Source organism: Streptomyces sp. NPDC002232, assembly GCF_042890295.1.
Lineage (GTDB): Bacteria > Actinomycetota > Actinomycetes > Streptomycetales > Streptomycetaceae > Streptomyces.
Genome location: NZ_JBIARV010000002.1, coordinates 1220749 through 1236068 on the forward strand (window position 1 = coordinate 1220749; position 15320 = coordinate 1236068).

General features: G+C 72.7%; 13 protein-coding genes. 1 reads left to right on the forward strand and 12 read right to left on the reverse strand.

Going from position 1 to position 15320, the window contains the following annotated elements; translation table 11 throughout:
* Positions 1–12: 12 nt before the first annotated feature.
* The 11 genes from ACFYXU_RS12275 to ACFYXU_RS12325 form a co-directional block, all read right to left on the reverse strand.
* Positions 13–1506 carry a hypothetical protein gene (locus ACFYXU_RS12275; RefSeq protein ID WP_389457518.1) on the reverse strand — a complete coding sequence of 498 codons (1494 nt, stop codon included), beginning with the start codon at positions 1504–1506 and terminating at the stop codon, positions 13–15.
* 92 nt (positions 1507–1598) lie between these two features.
* Positions 1599–2066 (reverse strand): hypothetical protein, encoded by a 468-nt coding sequence (locus tag ACFYXU_RS12280; protein ID WP_389457520.1) that lies wholly within the window; start codon positions 2064–2066, stop codon positions 1599–1601.
* Positions 2067–2184: 118 nt separating this feature from the next.
* Positions 2185–4506 carry a xanthine dehydrogenase family protein molybdopterin-binding subunit gene (locus ACFYXU_RS12285; protein WP_376507973.1) on the reverse strand — a complete coding sequence of 774 codons (2322 nt, stop codon included), beginning with the start codon at positions 4504–4506 and terminating at the stop codon, positions 2185–2187.
* On the reverse strand, positions 4503–6161 hold the full coding sequence (locus ACFYXU_RS12290) for a 2Fe-2S iron-sulfur cluster-binding protein (RefSeq protein WP_389457522.1): 1659 nt from the start codon (positions 6159–6161) through the stop codon (positions 4503–4505). The genes ACFYXU_RS12285 and ACFYXU_RS12290 overlap by 4 nt, the downstream gene beginning before the upstream one ends.
* Positions 6158–7033, reverse strand: a complete 876-nt coding sequence (locus ACFYXU_RS12295) for an FAD binding domain-containing protein (RefSeq protein ID WP_329851119.1) — start codon at positions 7031–7033, stop codon at positions 6158–6160. The genes ACFYXU_RS12290 and ACFYXU_RS12295 overlap by 4 nt, the downstream gene beginning before the upstream one ends.
* Before the next feature lie 260 nt (positions 7034–7293).
* Positions 7294–8931, reverse strand: coding sequence for a beta-N-acetylhexosaminidase (locus ACFYXU_RS12300; protein ID WP_389457524.1), 1638 nt, complete (start codon positions 8929–8931; stop codon positions 7294–7296).
* A gap of 4 nt (positions 8932–8935) precedes the next feature.
* Positions 8936–9784, reverse strand: coding sequence for a carbohydrate ABC transporter permease (locus tag ACFYXU_RS12305; RefSeq protein ID WP_376507970.1), 849 nt, complete (start codon positions 9782–9784; stop codon positions 8936–8938).
* Entirely contained in the window at positions 9781–10728 is a 948-nt protein-coding gene (locus tag ACFYXU_RS12310; protein ID WP_389457526.1) for a carbohydrate ABC transporter permease, read from the reverse strand. Before ACFYXU_RS12310 ends, ACFYXU_RS12305 begins: the two co-directional genes overlap by 4 nt.
* Positions 10729–10733: 5 nt before the next feature.
* Positions 10734–12083, reverse strand: a complete 1350-nt coding sequence (locus ACFYXU_RS12315; protein ID WP_389407074.1) for an extracellular solute-binding protein — start codon at positions 12081–12083, stop codon at positions 10734–10736.
* A gap of 240 nt (positions 12084–12323) precedes the next feature.
* Positions 12324–12611, reverse strand: coding sequence for a DUF3039 domain-containing protein (locus ACFYXU_RS12320; RefSeq protein WP_015033918.1), 288 nt, complete (start codon positions 12609–12611; stop codon positions 12324–12326).
* A gap of 29 nt (positions 12612–12640) precedes the next feature.
* A complete protein-coding gene (locus ACFYXU_RS12325) occupies positions 12641–13201 on the reverse strand; it encodes a YqgE/AlgH family protein (protein WP_376507967.1) in 561 nt (186 codons plus the stop codon).
* A gap of 278 nt (positions 13202–13479) precedes the next feature.
* On the opposite strand from ACFYXU_RS12325, the gene murA reads away from it, so the two are divergent.
* Positions 13480–14820 carry a UDP-N-acetylglucosamine 1-carboxyvinyltransferase gene (gene murA, locus ACFYXU_RS12330; protein WP_376507966.1) on the forward strand — a complete coding sequence of 447 codons (1341 nt, stop codon included), beginning with the start codon at positions 13480–13482 and terminating at the stop codon, positions 14818–14820.
* A gap of 150 nt (positions 14821–14970) precedes the next feature.
* Here the strand turns inward: murA and ACFYXU_RS12335 are convergent, their stop codons facing one another.
* Positions 14971–15252, reverse strand: coding sequence for an HU family DNA-binding protein (locus ACFYXU_RS12335; RefSeq protein ID WP_015033921.1), 282 nt, complete (start codon positions 15250–15252; stop codon positions 14971–14973).
* Positions 15253–15320: the final 68 nt, after the last annotated feature.

Consider the following 15320-nt stretch of genomic DNA (forward strand, 5'->3'; position numbering starts at 1 on the left):
TCCTCGCGCTGATCAGTCGATGACGGGCGGGGCCACGCGGCGGTTGCCCTGCTGCCAGGTCTCCTCGTCCTCGACCAGGTAGTCGGGACGCTCTCCGTTCTGCTCCTCGCGCTCGTCCGGCTTCGCGGCGTTCCCGCCGCGCACCAGACCGGAGCCACCGGCCGTGAAGGGCTTCCCGCCGCCCGCGGCACCGGCGCGCTGCGCCTTGCCGCCGACGACTCCGCCGCTCTCGCCGGCGAGGCGCCGGCCACCGGTGATGCCGCCCTGACCGGTCGCGCCGCCCATGGAGCCGCCCATGCCGTGCGCGCCGCCCATGCCGCGGCCCATGCCGGTGCGGTTCTGGTTCTGCCCGGCGGGCTCGTTGCCGACGACGGTGCTGCGCGGGATGCCGGTCTGCGGCCGGCCCATGGTGCTGGGCACCTGGCGGCCGCCGCTGATGCCCTCGCGGGGCATGCCGGGAACGTTGCGCAGGCCCCCGGTCAGCGGGCCGCGGGGGTTGCCGGTGCCGCCGGTGAGCGGGCCGCGCGGGTTGCTGGTGCCGCCGGTGACGGGCGAGGTGGGCCCCAGGGGACCCGGACCGCCCTTCTGGGACAGCGGAGGCATGCCGGGCGTCACGAGCGGCGGAACGCCGTCCGGCTTGGTGACCGGCGGCGGACCGCCCGGGAGCTGCGTCGTCGGCGCGGTGATGTCCGGCTTCGGCGGGGTCTTCACGCTGTCGATGCCGAGGTCGACGGGGGCGTCCGGCCGGACCTCGGGCCGGACGACGTGCGTCGGCCCGGTGGGGTCGCTCTTCGACGGGGCCGTGGGGGTGTCCGGCGTGCTCGGGTCGTCGGACGGAGTGTGCTTGGCGCGCGTCCCTCCGGTCGTGCCCGTGCCCCTGGAGCCCGTGCCGTGACCGGTCGACGACCCGACGTACGACGAGTCACCGCCGACCGTGGCGTCCTGCGCGGGCACGAACGCACCCGGCGGCGGCGGGAACGTCGGCGGTACCTCGTTCTGCATGCGGGAGGTCGACCACTGGTACGTGGACGACAGGCGGTACATCTCGGCCGCCGCCGCCTGCTTGTTCGCCAGCTCCTTCGCCTCGATGGCCGCCAGCTCCTCGCTGGGGGACATCTGGTTCCGGGCGTTGCGGGCGATGGTCTGCGCGTCGGGGTCGTTGTGGGCCTTCTGCGCGGCCTGCAGGTTCGCCTTGGCGGACGCGTGCGAGGTGTACCGGGGAATGGCGCTCTGCGCGGACGCGATGGCGGTCGAGCTGTCCTGCATTGCCACGGATCCGCGCTCGGCGTAGTTCGAGAGGTGCGTGGTCGAGTTGGCCACGTTGGTGGCCCACTCGACGAAGGCCTTCTCGGCCTCGCCCTCCCAGTCCATGTTCCTCATGCTGGAACGCAGCTCTTCGGCGATCTTGGCCATCTGCGACGAGACGGTCTTCAGCCGCCGCGCCGCGTCACCCACGTAGAAGCTGCTCGCCTCGTCCAGCCACGCCAGCATCGTCTGGTGTTCCATGCCGGCGAAGTTGGTTCCGCCGCCTCCGCCGCCCTCTGCAGGCCTCATCCCTCGCCTCTTCCCCGTGTCCCCGAAATTCCGTACGCAGCGGTCTACTTGAAGGAGCCGTCGCCCTCGGTGCCCTGGCTGCCTTCGCTCTGTGTGTCGCGACCGGCTTCCTTGTCCGCCTTCTGCTTGGCGTCGAACGTCCGCTGGTGGATCTGGATCATCTTGCGCTTGATGTCGTCGTCCATCCCCTCCATGCCGTTCTTGGAGGCGACGACCGCGATCCCGAGTCCTTCCAGGCAGTCGTTGAGCAGGCCGGAGAGCTGCACCAGCTGGCCCAGGACCTCGTTGTAGGCCGTGTAGGCGCCCTGCGCCTCGGCCCAGGCCGCGCCGCCGCCGCCGAACTGCGTGCGCGTGACCGGATCCGACTTCAGGTTCGGCGCGCTCGCGTCGGAGCCCTTGAGCTGGGTGATCAGCTCCTCGACGCCCTGCTTGAACTTCTGCATGGAGTCGGCGCTGTACTTGACGGCCTGCGTCCGCATCCCGGACGACGCCCCATCCAACTCTGCTCGCATGCCGCGACCTCCCCCGTGAACCACCATGCCGTGTACGGCACAAGTCTAGAAGTTCACTGTAGTCAGGAACGACGACAGTCCGCACCTCCCAGTTGCACAAGCAACGGACATCACATGATTACGAATTGGGCACGGCCACCGCCGCCTGGGGGCGGATCGGGAGGCGGTTGACCGGGCGGCCCGTCGCCGCGCGTACCGCTGAGGCCACCGCGGCGGGTGAGGTGACGACCGGGATGGCGCTCGCCGCCTTCGCTCCGAAGGGGGCGACCACGTCGCGTTCCTCGACGAGTTTCACGATGCGAATGTCCGGGGCATCCAGGGATGTCGGGAGTGCGTACCCCGTGAAGTCGGGGTGGCGGACCAGACCGCGGGCCGTGCGGAGGTTCTCCGTGAGGGCCGCGCCGACGCCCTGGGTGACGCCCGCCTCGATGCGGGCGGTGAGCTGGGCGGGGTTCAGGACGCGGCCCACGTCCTGCGCGACGGCCATCTCCACCACGCGCACCGCGCCCAGCTCGATGTCCACGTCCACGACCGCGCGGATCGCGCAGAAGGCGAGGCCGACGAAGGCGTCGCCCTGGCCGGACTCGTCCAGGGGCTCCGTGGGGTGCGGACGGCACTGGGCGGTCGCCCAGAGTTCCTTGCCGTCCATCGCCTCGGTGACCGTGGTCGACAGGACGCCGTCGTACGAGGTGATCTTGCCGTCCGTGATCTGGAGCAGCTCGGTCGACATGCCGAACTTGTGCGCCAGCGGCTGGAGGAGCTGCGTGCGGACCATCTTCGCGGCGCGCTCGACGGCGCCTCCGGAGACCCAGGTGTGGCGGCCGTGCGCGGCCGGCCCGGCCGGCGGCTGGTCCGTGTCGACGGGGGCCACGTGGACCTCGTCGATGCCGAGGGTCTCCTGGACGATCTGGCGCGCGAGGGTCGAGAAGCCCGAGCCCGTGTCCACGGCCGAGCAGATGATCGTGGCCACCCCGTCCAGGACGCGCACGGTCGCCGTCGACACCTCGTCGGCGCCCTCCGCCCCCAGCATGTGCACCATGCCGAGCGCGTACCCCACGCCCCGCCGCACCGCCCCGGGTTCGCCCGCGCCCTCGGGGCCGCCGGGCAGCAGCCAGTCGCCCTCCGGGGTGTCCTTCGGGAGCGCCGGCAGCGGGAAGTCCCGCACCGCCGCGAGCAGTTCGGCCACGGGTGCCGGGCAGGTCACCGTCTGGCCCGTGGGCAGGATGTCGCCGGTCGCCATGACGTTCCGCATGCGCAGCTCGGCCGGGTCCACGCCCAGCTTCGCGGCCAGCTTGTCCATCTGGGCCTCGTACGCCGCGCACACCTGCATCGCGCCCTCGCCCCGCACATGGCCGGAGGGGGGGTTGTTGGTGCGGACCGCCCAGCCTTCCACGAAGGCGTGCGGCACCACGTACGGACCGCAGGCGAAGGCCACCGCCGCCGCGAGCGACTCCGACGACGAGTCCGCGTACGCGCCCGCGTCGAGCAGGATCTGCGCCTCCACCTTCACCAGGCGCCCCTCCGCGTCCGCGTGGTGGCGGTAGCGCAGCAGGGTGGGGTGGCGGTGGGCGTGGCCGAGGAACGACTCCTCGCGCGTGGCGGTGAGTTTCACCGGGCAGCCGGTACGCAGGGCGAGCAGGCCCAGCGGGATCTGGAAGCCGGGGTCCTCGCGGTCGCCGGTGGCGCCGGGGACTCCGGTGACGACCAGCTTGACCTGCCCGGGCGGCAGCCCGAAGCAGGCGGCGGCCAGGTCCCGGTCGGTGTGCGGGTCGGTGGAGGCCGTGTAGAGCTCCACGCCCCCGTCGGGGCGCGGCACGGCGAGCCCGGCCTCGGCGCCGATCGGCGCGGGGTCCTGGCGGCCGATCCGGTACAGGCCCTCGACGACGATCTCGCCCGCGGCCTCCGGGTCGCCGAAGCGCAGCGGGATGTGCCGGATCAGGTTTCCGTCGGGGTGCAGCGCCTCGGCCTCGAAGGCCTTCTCGGGGTCCGTGACCGGTTCGAGCACCTCGTATTCGACGTCGATCGCCGCCGCGGCGAGCCGGGCCGTGTCCGGGTGGTCGGCGGCGACGGCCGCGAGGGCCTCGCCGTGGTGCCGGACCAGGTCGGAGGCGAAGACGGGCCGGTCGGCGACGCGCCGCCCGTAGGTGGCCGCGCCCGGCACGTCGGCGGCCGTCACCACGGCCCGGACGCCCGGCATGGCCGCCGCCGCCGTGGTGTCGATCGACACGATCCTGGCGTGCGGGTGCGGCGAGCGCAGGATCGCCGCCCAGAGCAGCCCCTCGGCCCAGAGGTCGGAGGCGTACGGGAACGTCCCCTCGGTCTTCGCCCGCGCCTCGGCCTGCGGCAGCGAGGTGCCGAGGCCGTGCGCGGACGGCTCCTGGCCGGGGCCCCCGGGGATGTCGAGAGCCGTGGGAACGGCGGTGGTCGCGTCGCTGCTCACGCCATGCCTCCGTCGTGCGGGTGGGGAATCTGGTGCGGGACACGGGGCTCGCCGGCCGTCTCGGGCGCTCCGGCCTGGGCGGCGGCCTCGCGCTCGGCGACGACGTCGCGGACGGCGTCGAGCACGCCCCGGTAGCCGGAGCAGCGGCAGAGGTTGCCGGCGAGGGCCTGGCGGGTCTCCAGCTCCGTGGGGGCGTGGTTGCCCTCCAGGAGGTCGTGCACGGTCATGCACATGCCGGGGATGCAGAAGCCGCACTGGACGGTGCCGCAGCGGGCCATCGCCCGCTGCACGTCCGAGGGCTCGCCGTCGGTCGCGAGGCCCTCCACGGTCCGCACCTCGCTCCCGGCGGCGGTCGCCGCGGGCACCAGGCAGGAGGCCACGAGCCGCCCGTCGACCTGCACGTTGCAGGCGCCGCACTCGCCCTGCGAGCAGCCGTCCTTGGCCCCGGCGAGGCCGAGGCGCTCGCGCAGGACGTAGAGCAGCGACTCGCCGATCCAGGACCCGGTGACGGGGCGGTCGGTGCCGTTGACCCGCAGGGTGTACGAGGTGTGGGGGTGCTCGTCGCTGTCCGTGGACGCGTCGACGGGCAGGGCGGGGGCGGGGACCGCGTGCTCGGGAGCCGGGGCGGCATCCGGGGCCGCGTCGTCCGCTCCGTCCTGCGGTACGGAATCCTGCGCGAACTCCTGCACGGACTCCGGCACGAACTCCTGCGCGGGCGCCGGTCCGTCTCCGCGCACGGTCTCGGTCACGGCCTCGGATTCCGCCTGCGCGGGCTCCCGCTCGGCCTCCCCCGCCGACTCCCCGCCGTCCTCGGTCTCCTCCGCCGGCTCCTCCAGGGCCGTCGCCGCCTCCTCCGGGGCAGCCTTCGGCTCCTCCGCCACCGCCCACGGCGCGGGCGCGCCGCCCGGCAGCGTCGCGGGGGCCTCCGCGTACGAGGCCGGTGTCCCCCCGGTCCGGGGGCCGTCCTCCGTCACGGCCGGGATCTGCCACTGGCCCGTGCCGCCAGGGTCGGCGGCCGGCGCCCCGGCGCCCTCGAAACGCCACTCGGCCGTCGCGTGCGGGTCCTGCTCCACGGTGTCGACGTGCTCGACGGCGTTCTCGACGTACGCGGGCGGCTGGAAGCGCTCGCCGCCCCGGAAGGAGCCGTCCTCGAAGGAGCCGCCTCCGCCCGAACCGCCCCCGACCGAGCCGTCCTCGAACGAGCGCTCCTCGAACGGGCCCTCCTGGAAAGCGCCTTCCTGGAACGAGCCCTCCCGAAGCGACCCGTCCTCGTAAGCACGCTCCCCGAAGGACCCGCCCTCGTACGAGCCCTCCCGACGCGACCCGTCCTCGTACGAGCCCTCCCGGAAGGAACCGTCCTGGTACGCGCCCTCCCCGTACTCGCCGCCCGTGAAGTACTGCGTCTGCTGCGCCTCGGTCGGGACGTGCACCGTCCAGTTGCCCGTCGCCGCCGGGTCCGGCGCGGGGGCCGGGGCCAGCGGCTGGAGCGGGGTGATCATCGGCGGTACGTAGCCGTGGCCCGGGGCCTCCAGGGGGACGCCGTCCAGCATGAAGTCGGGCGGCAGCTGCACGAAGGCGGTCGCGTCGCCGTCGTAGCCCTCGCTCTGCGGGATCGGCTCCCAGCCACCCGTCTGACCCTTGTCCGCGTCGCTCATGCCAGAGCCCTCCCCAGTGCCCGTCGGGCGAGTGCGGCGACGGTGCGCCGCAGGTGCAGTACGGCCGGGGGCAGCTGTTCGTCGCCCGGCGGATCGGGGATGCACGCGGCGGCGACGTACTCGCCGAAGGCCGCGAGCGCCTCCGGGGCGAGCCCCCGGTCGTTGTCCCAGTCCACCAGCGAGGCGATCCAGCGCTCGGCCTCCAGCGGGCGCAGCGGCATGGGCGCGACGGCGCCGACCGCGCAGCGCACGCCGCGCCGCGCCGGGTCGAGGACGACGGCGACGGAGGCGGTGGCGCGGGCCGGGCCGGTGCGGCCGGTGGCCTTCACGAAGACCTGGGGGGCGTGGAGCAGCGGGACGCGGACGAAGGCGACGAGTTCGCCGGGGGCGAGCAGGTCGCGGCCGGCGAGGAGGTGGGAGACGGGGATCTCGCGGCTGCCGAGCGGGCCGAGGACGACGAGGTCGGCCTCCAGGGCGGCGAGGACGGGCAGCGAGTCGCCGGTGGGCGCGGCGGTGACGATGTTGCCGCCGAGGGTGCCCGCGTTGCGGATCTGGGGCGGTCCGGCGGCGCGGGAGGCGGCGGCGAGGGCCGGGATGAGGGCGGCGAAGTCGGGGCGGCCCATCCGGGCGTGGGTGAGGCCGGCGCCGAGGAGGGCGTGGCCGTCCTGGTACTGCCAGCCGCGGATCTCGTTGATGCGGCTCAGTCCGACGAGTCCGGCGGGGCGGAGCTGGCCCTTGTTCACGGCGGCCATGAGGTCGGTGCCGCCGGCGACGGGCACGGCGGCCGGCATGGCCGTGAGCGCCGCCACGGCCTCGTCGAGCGAGGCGGGCAGCGTCACGGACTGCGCCGTCTGTGGTGCGTGCGTGGTCAACCCGCTGCCCCTTCCCGGTGTCCCGGTGGTCCCCGACTGTGCCCGGCCGTCGCGCCTGCGAGCGGGCGGTACGACGTGCCTGCGTGTGGGCGTACCGTACGTGCTCACAGGCCGGACGTGGCAACTCTGGCACATCTTCCGAGGAGTCCGGCGCGAGGGTCCGCGAAGGACTGTTCCGTCCGGGACGCACCGGGTGGGGCGGTGACTTCCGTTTCGCCGCCCTTGGGCGACCGGGTGGGGAGCGGGCGGCGGCGGGTCCCTCACACGTTCGGGGGCGTGCCCTCCAGGGGGCGGCCGATGACCCCCGGGCGCCGTTGCCAGGGGTGGGGTCCGGCGGGCGGGCGGTGGTCGACGCCGAGCGCCTCCAGGCGCCGGTAGTGGGTGGTCATGCGGCGCTCGAACCCGGCGTAGTCGCGCGCGGGGGGCGCGGGCAGCGCGGACCAGGCGACCTCGGCGAAGGCGGCCAGGCGCGGGAAGACCTGGTAGTCGACGCGGGAGCGGTTCTCCATCACCTCGGTCCACACGTTGGCCTGGGTTCCCAGGATGTGGGCGGCGGCCTCCGGGGAGAGCCCGGGCGGAACGGGTTCGAAGCGGTAGACGTCCTCCAGGGTGCGGACGTAGCCGATGGGCACCGGCTCGTCGTCGCCCGGGGCCTGACGGTGGTCCAGGTACACGTGCTGCTCGGGGCACATGACGACGTCGTGGCCGGCCTCGGCGGCGGCGATGCCGCCCGCGTAGCCCCGCCAGGAGGACACGGCGGCGCCGTCGGCGAGGCCGCCCTCCAGGATCTCGTCCCAGCCGATGAGGCGGCGGCCGCGGGCGGCGAGCCAGCGGTCGAAGTGGCGGATGAACCAGGACTGGAGCTCGTTCTCGTCGGCGAGGCCGAGCTCCTTGATGCGGGCCTGGGCGGTCGGGGAGGCCTTCCACTGGTCCTTGGGGCACTCGTCGCCGCCGACGTGGACGAAGGGCGACACGGCTGCCGGGAAGAGGTCGAGGACCTCCTCGAAGACGCCTTCGTAGAAGCGGAGGACGGCCTCGGTGGGCGCGAGGACGTTGGGGTTGACGCCCCAGGTGTCCCAGACGGTGAGGGCGGCGGTGTCGACGACGTCGGTGTTGCCGAGCTCGGGGTAGGCGGCGATGGCGGCCTGCGCGTGGCCGGGGAGGTCGATCTCGGGGACGACGGTGATGTGCCGCTCGGCGGCGTGGGCGACGATCTCGCGGATGTCGTCCTGGGTGTAGAACCCGCCGTGCGGGGTGTCGGTCCACAGCGGCGAGGCCCGGTGGCCCCACTTGGTCCGGGCGCGCCAGGCGCCGACCTCGGTGAGCCGGGGGTGGCGCTCGATCTCGATCCGCCAGCCCTGGTCGTCGGTGAGGTGGAAGTGGAAGACGTTCAGCTTGTGGGCGGCGAGGAGGTCGAGGTAGCGCAGGACGTCCTCCTTGGGCAGGAAGTGCCGGGAGACGTCGAGGAGGAGGCCGCGCCAGCCGAAGCGGGGCGCGTCCTCGATCGTGACGCGCGGGAGGTCGCGGGCGGACCCCCCTCGCACGGGCGCCCTGCGGTACGCGTCGGGGCCGAGGAGCTGGCGTAGGGTCTGGGCGCCCCAGAAGACCCCTGCGGGGCCGCCGCCCTCGATGGCGACGGCGGCGTCCGGGCCGCCGGTCGTCAGCCGGTAGCCCTCGGGGTGTCCGGTGCCGGTGCGCAGGCGGATGGCGTGCGGACCGGCTCCGTCGGCGAGGGGCAGCCCGGTGGCGGCGCCGAGCGCGGTCCGCAGCCAGCGGGCGGTGGACTCGGTGCCGGGTCCGGCGTCGAGGGTGGTCCGCTCGTCGAGCGCGAGGCGCCCGTCGCGCTGTTCGGCGGCGAGGGGTGCGGGGATCAGGTGCGGGGCGTCGGGAGGGGTCATCGCGTCAGTCCTTCACCGCCCCGCCGAGTCCGGAGACCAGGCGGCGCTGTACGAGTACGAAGAAGACGAGCACCGGGATCGTCATCACGGTCGACCCGGCCATGATTCCTCCCCAGTCGTTCTCGTCGGGCTTGAAGAAGACGAGCAGCGCCATCGGCAGGGTCGACTGCGAGGTGTCGCTGATGAGGAAGGACTTCGCGAAGAGGAAGTCGTTCCAGGTCGAGATGAACGAGAAGACGCTCGTCGCCACGAGGCCGGGGAAGACCAGCGGGAAGAGGATCTGCCACAGGAAGCGGGTGCGGCTCGCTCCGTCGATCTGGGCCTGTTCCTCCAGCGCCTCCGGGACGGCCTTCACGAAGCCGCGCAGCATCCAGATCGCGAACGGCAGCGAGAACGCGAGGTGCGGCAGGATCAGTGAGCCGAGGGTGTTGAGCTGGCCGAAGTCCCGCATGAGGAAGAACAGCGGGATGGTCAGCGCCTCGACCGGCACCATCTGGGCGACGAGGAACATGACGAGCAGCGTCGTGCGGAACCGGAAGCGGAAGCGGGTGACGGCCGTCGCCGCGAGGAAGGCGATGAGGGCCGAGGCGAGGACGACCGTGCCCGCGACGATCAGCGAGTTGACGAAGTACCGGCCGAAGTCCTGCTGCTCGAAGACGCGCCGGAAGGAGTCGAGGGACGGGGACAGCGTCCACGGCCTGGGGTGGGCCGACTGGATCTCGCCGGCCGGTTTCAGGGCCGAGAGGACCATCCAGTACAGCGGGAAGGCGACGGCGGCGGCGACGAGCAGCGTGACGGCCTCGGCGGCGAGGCGCCCGGGGCGCCGGACGCGGAACGTGCGGGAGGTGGTCACAGTTCTTCTCCCTGGCGTCGCAGCAGGCGCAGGTAGACCAGCGTCACGGCCAGCAGGATCAGCAGCATGACGACGCCGATCGCCGAGCCCAGGCTGTACTGGGACGAGGCGAAGGCCTTCTGGTAGGCGTACACGTTGAGGACGAGGTTCTGGCCGGCGATGCCGCCGCCGTTCGTCATCACGTAGATCTGGGTGAAGAGCTTGAAGTCCCAGATGATCGACTGGATGGTGACGACGACCAGGATCGGGCGGAGCACCGGGGCCATGACCGAGCGCCAGATGCGCCACTGCGAGGCGCCGTCGAGGGCGGCGGCCTCCAGGACCTCGGCCGGGATCGCCCGGATGCCGGCGTACACCGTCACCATCACGAAGGGGAACGAGCACCAGACGACTTCGAGGAGGACGAGGGCGAAGGCGCTGTAGCGCCCGTACGTCCAGGAGAAGTCGCCGAGCCCGAGCAGCCGGTTGACGGGCCCGAAGTCGGGGTCGAAGAGGAAGACCCAGACGGTGGAGCCGGTGACGGCGGGGGTCGCCCAGGCGCCGAGCGCGGCCAGCATCAGGATCAGCCGGGGCAGGGCGCGCACGCGGGTGAGGAGGACCGCGAGGGAGCAGCCGACGGCGAGGGTGGTGACGACGCAGGCGGCGGCGAAGACGACGGTGGCGAGCAGCACCTGACGGAACTGGGGGTCGCCGAAGAGGGCGGTGTAGTTGGCGAACCCCTGGAAGGAGGTGGGCTCGCCGCCGCTGACCTGGGCCTGGGTGTACTCCAGGAAGGAGATCAGGCCGAGCTGGTAGACGGGGTAGACGAGGAGTCCGCCGAGGACGGCGAGGGCGGGCAGCAGGTAGAGCCAGGGGGTCCAGGGGCTGGTGCGCCGGGGGGCGCGGGGGGTCCGGGGAGCCGTCTTCGCCGGTGCGGCGGGACGGTCGAGCTGGGTCGTGGTCATGTGGCTCAGCCCGCGTCCGCGAAGGCCGCGTCCATCTTCTTCGCGGCGTCGGTGGAGGCGGTCGCGACGTCCTTACGGCCGCTGACGACCTCCTGGAACATCGTGGGCAGGACGAGGGAGGCGTCGATCTGGCCCCAGCCGGGGGACGCCGGGACGAATTTGGTGCCCGCGCCGAGGGTGTCGATGAAGGGCTTCACGAAGGGCCGGCGTTCGGCGGCGGCGGTGCGGACGTCGGTGTACGTGGGCAGGAAGCCCATCGCGTCGAACAGCCGGCCCTGGGTCTCCTTGCCGGTGAGGGACTTGAGGAGGTCGACGGCGAGGGTGCGGTGGGAGGTGCTCTTCAGGACGCCGATGTTGTTGCCGCCGGCGAAGGCGGGGGCGATGGAGCCGGGGGTGGTGCCGGGCAGCGGGACGACGGCGTACTTGCCCTTCACGGTGCCGGCCTCGACGGCGGCGTGGCTGAAGTCGCCGCCGATGGCCATCCCGGCCTTGCCGGAGGCGAAGGCGGTGACGGTGGCGTTGCCGCCCATCTGGGCGCACTTGGCGGCCGGGCAGTTGTCGTCGCCGAAGAGCGAGGTGTACGTGCCGATGCCCTTGCGGGCGGCTTCGCTGTCGACGGCGGCCCGGTAGGCGGCGCCGTTCGCGGTGGCGAGTTCGCCGCCGGCGGCCCAGACGAAGGGCATGGCCCCGTAGGTGTAGGCGCCGCCGACGGCGATGCCGTACAGCTCGGGCTTCGCCTTGCGGATCTTCTTGGCGGTGGAGACGAGTTCGGCCTGGCTCTTGGGGGCGGTGAGGCCGAGCTCCCGGAACACGTCGGTGCGGTAGTAGAGCGCGCGGACGCCGACGAAGAGCGGGGCGCCGTAGACCTTGCCGGCGACGGTGACGGACTGCCGGGCGGTGGGGTCGGTGTCCTTGGCCTCGTCCCAGGCGGCGAAGTCGGCGCTGATGTCGGCGAGTCCGCCGTCCTTGACGTATCCGGCGGTGTCGGTGTTGCCGTACTCGATGAGGTCGGGCGCGGACTTCGGGTCGTTGAAGGCGGCCTTGACGCGCTGGGCGCGGGTCTCGACGGGGATGTACTCGACCTCGACCTTCGCGCCCTCGTGGCTCTTCTCGAAGGCGGCGACGGCCTGCTGGACGACCTGTTCCTTGGGCTTGTTGCCCACCTCCTGGAAGAGCCAGACGCGCAGGGTCCCGCTCGTGTCGTCGGCCGCGGCGGGGCCGCCGGACGTCTGGGGCGCGCAGGCGGTGGCGGTGAGGGCGGCCAGCAGGAGCGCGGCGGCGGTGACGGGGGTGCCCCCCGCTCGGCCGGGGCCGAGCGCTCGGGGGAGGGCGGGACGCTTCAGGGCGGACTTCATGCGGATCCCCTCCGGATGCATGCGTTGCATCATGTGCAATGGGCGTTTCGTGCTCCACAACACGCGTGAGGTTAGGCGCGTCCCCGGCGGGCCGACAAGAGGTCTCGACCACCTCAACCACTCCGTGACCGGCGAAAGCACCCCGTGCAACGCGCACGCGGGCCCCGGAAACGCGGAACGGCCCCCGTCACGCGCACCTCGGTGCGTGTGACGGGGGCCGTTCCCGACGTCAGGACCCGCCTACTTGTCCTTGCCGCCCTTGTCCTTGTCGCCGCCGCCGGCGCCCATGGAGTCGTAGATCTCCTTGCACATCGGACAGACCGGGTACTTCTTGGGGTCGCGCCCCGGCACCCAGACCTTTCCGCACAGCGCCACGACGGGCGTGCCGTCGAGCGCGCTCGCCATGATCTTGTCCTTCTGGACGTAATGGGCGTAGCGCTCGTGGTCGCCGTCACCATGGGAAACCTGCGGCGTCGGCTCGACGAGGGTTCCCGTACCTGCCCCGCGCTCGGGCTCGAGAGTGCTCATAACCGCCAAGGGTACTGAAAGCCGGGGCCTCAGTTGAGGGACGGGTCGTCCGGGTACGTCGCGATCATCGCGAGCTCGCCGCGCTGGCGTCGCAGCACCTGGCGCCAGAGCGCCTCGGGGCGGGGCGAGGAGACGTCGCCGGGCTCCGACTCGACCACGTACCAGGCACCGTCGCCGAGCTCGGACTCCAGCTGTCCGGGGCCCCAGCCCGCGTAGCCCGCGAAGATCCGCAGCGAGCCGAGCGCCGGTCCGAGCAGCTCGGGAGGGGTCTCCAGGTCGACCAGGCCGATCGCGCCGAACACCCGCCGCCAGCCGAGGGGGCCCTCGTCACCGGGGATGACGGCGACGCCGAGGGCCGCGTCGAGCGAGACGGGTCCGCCCTGGAAGACGACGCCGGGTTCACCCGTGTGGGCGGCCCAGGGGGCGAGGATGTCACCGACGGTCACCGGCGTGGGGCGGTTGAGGACGACCCCGAGCGACCCCTCGTCGTCGTGGTCGAGCAGCAGGACGACCGCGCGGTCGAAGTTCGGGTCCGCCAGCGCGGGGGTGGCCACGAGAAGCCGTCCTGTGAGCGAGGACACCTCGGTCATGCGACACATGATCCCGCATGTTCGGCGTTCGCGGGGGTTGTCGGAGGGGATGCGGGGAAGCCGGGGACCAATGCTGTTCGGCAGGGGTGCGGTGACGGCCCCGGGGCACCCCGCGAGGACAAGCGGACGGTGACGCTCCGCAAGATCACGGGAACAGAGGGTGTTGTGCCGAATTCATTACATCTGACAGGCCCCCCGAGGCACCCGATCGGGGTCTCATGGCCCCTTACCCTTTTCTCTGGCCACCCGTCGGACCCCACTTTCGGAACGCGAGATTCATGACCGGCACTGACGATGTCCTGCTTGTCCACGGCGGCACCCCGCTGGAGGGCGAGATCCGCGTCCGCGGCGCGAAGAACCTCGTGCCCAAGGCGATGGTCGCCGCCCTGCTCGGCAGCGGCCCCAGCCGTCTGCGCAACGTGCCCGACATCCGTGACGTCCGCGTGGTCCGCGGACTGCTCCAGCTGCACGGAGTGACGGTCCGGCCCGGTGAGGAGCCCGGCGAGCTCGTCCTCGACCCGACGCACGTCGAGTCGGCCAACGTGGCCGACATCGACGCCCACGCCGGTTCGTCGCGCATCCCGATCCTCTTCTGCGGCCCGCTGCTGCACCGCCTCGGCCACGCCTTCATCCCGGGCCTGGGCGGCTGCGACATCGGCGGCCGGCCCATCGACTTCCACTTCGACGTGCTCCGCCAGTTCGGCGCGACCATCGAGAAGCGGGCGGACGGGCAGTACCTGGAGGCCCCGCAGCGCCTTCGCGGCTGCAAGATCCGCCTGCCGTACCCCTCGGTCGGCTCGACCGAGCAGGTGCTGCTCACCGCCGTCCTCGCCGAGGGCGTCACCGAGCTGTCGAACGCGGCCGTGGAGCCCGAGATCGAGGACCTGATCTGCGTCCTGCAGAAGATGGGCGCGATCATCTCGATCAACACCGACCGGACCATCACGATCACCGGTGTCGACAGGCTCGACGGCTACACCCACCGGGCGCTCCCGGACCGCCTGGAGGCGGCCTCCTGGGCGTCGGCGGCGCTGGCGACCGAGGGCAACATCTACGTGCGCGGCGCCCAGCAGCGCTCGATGATGACCTTCCTCAACACGTACCGGAAGGTCGGCGGCGCCTTCGAGATCGACGACGAGGGCATCCGCTTCTGGCACCCGGGCGGCTCACTCAACGCGATCGCCCTGGAGACGGACGTGCACCCGGGCTTCCAGACGGACTGGCAGCAGCCGCTGGTGGTGGCCCTGACGCAGGCCTCCGGCCTGTCGATCGTCCACGAGACGGTGTACGAGTCCCGGCTCGGCTTCACCTCCGCGCTGAACCAGATGGGTGCCCACATCCAGCTGTACCGCGAGTGCCTGGGCGGCTCCGACTGCCGCTTCGGCCAGCGGAACTTCCTGCACTCCGCGGTCGTGTCCGGCCCGACCAAGCTCCAGGGCGCCGACCTGGTCATCCCCGACCTGCGCGGCGGCTTCTCGTACCTGATCGCCGCGCTGGCGGCCCAGGGAACGAGCCGGGTGCACGGCATCGACCTGATCAACCGCGGCTACGAGAACTTCATGGAGAAGCTCGTCGAGCTGGGCGCGAAGGTCGAGCTGCCGGGCAGCGCGCTGGTCTAGGCACGAGCCGGCGGGGCCCCTCGGGGCCCCGCCGGACCGCCGTCCGCCCGCACGCGGGCGCGTGAAGGCGTCACGGGCCCGTACGGGCGCGAACGAAAGGGCGGCCACCCCCTGACAGGGTGGCCGCCCTTTCGGCGCCTACAGGCTGCCTTACTTGCCCTTGGCGGCTTCCTTGAGCTTCGAGCCCGCGGAGACCTTCACGCTGTAACCGGCCGGGATGTCGATCGGGTCGCCGGTCTGCGGGTTACGAGCGGTGCGAGCGGCACGGTGGGTGCGCTCGAAGGTCAGGAAGCCGGGGATGGTGACCTTCTCGTCACCCTTGGCGACGACCTCGCCGACGGTCTCGGCGAGAGCGGCCAGCACGGCGTCGGCGTCCTTGCGGGTCACCTCGGCGCGGTCGGCCAGGGCGGCCACCAGCTCACTGCGGTTCATGTTGTTACTCCCGTGTTCTTCTTGCCTGTGAGGCGTGCCACGCGGCGGAAGCCGCGCGATTGGGTACA

Coding starts and splice junctions, on each gene's coding strand:
- ACFYXU_RS12275 (WP_389457518.1), bottom strand. CDS start 1,506: ATGGAACACCAGACGATGCTGGCGTGGCTGGACGAGGCGAGCAGCTTC.
- ACFYXU_RS12280 (WP_389457520.1), bottom strand. CDS start 2,066: ATGCGAGCAGAGTTGGATGGGGCGTCGTCCGGGATGCGGACGCAGGCC.
- ACFYXU_RS12290 (WP_389457522.1), bottom strand. CDS start 6,161: ATGAGCGACGCGGACAAGGGTCAGACGGGTGGCTGGGAGCCGATCCCG.
- ACFYXU_RS12300 (WP_389457524.1), bottom strand. CDS start 8,931: ATGACCCCTCCCGACGCCCCGCACCTGATCCCCGCACCCCTCGCCGCC.
- ACFYXU_RS12310 (WP_389457526.1), bottom strand. CDS start 10,728: ATGACCACGACCCAGCTCGACCGTCCCGCCGCACCGGCGAAGACGGCT.
- ACFYXU_RS12315 (WP_389407074.1), bottom strand. CDS start 12,083: ATGAAGTCCGCCCTGAAGCGTCCCGCCCTCCCCCGAGCGCTCGGCCCC.
- ACFYXU_RS12320 (WP_015033918.1), bottom strand. CDS start 12,611: ATGAGCACTCTCGAGCCCGAGCGCGGGGCAGGTACGGGAACCCTCGTC.
- ACFYXU_RS12325 (WP_376507967.1), bottom strand. CDS start 13,201: ATGACCGAGGTGTCCTCGCTCACAGGACGGCTTCTCGTGGCCACCCCC.
- murA (WP_376507966.1), top strand. CDS start 13,480: ATGACCGGCACTGACGATGTCCTGCTTGTCCACGGCGGCACCCCGCTG.
- ACFYXU_RS12335 (WP_015033921.1), bottom strand. CDS start 15,252: ATGAACCGCAGTGAGCTGGTGGCCGCCCTGGCCGACCGCGCCGAGGTG.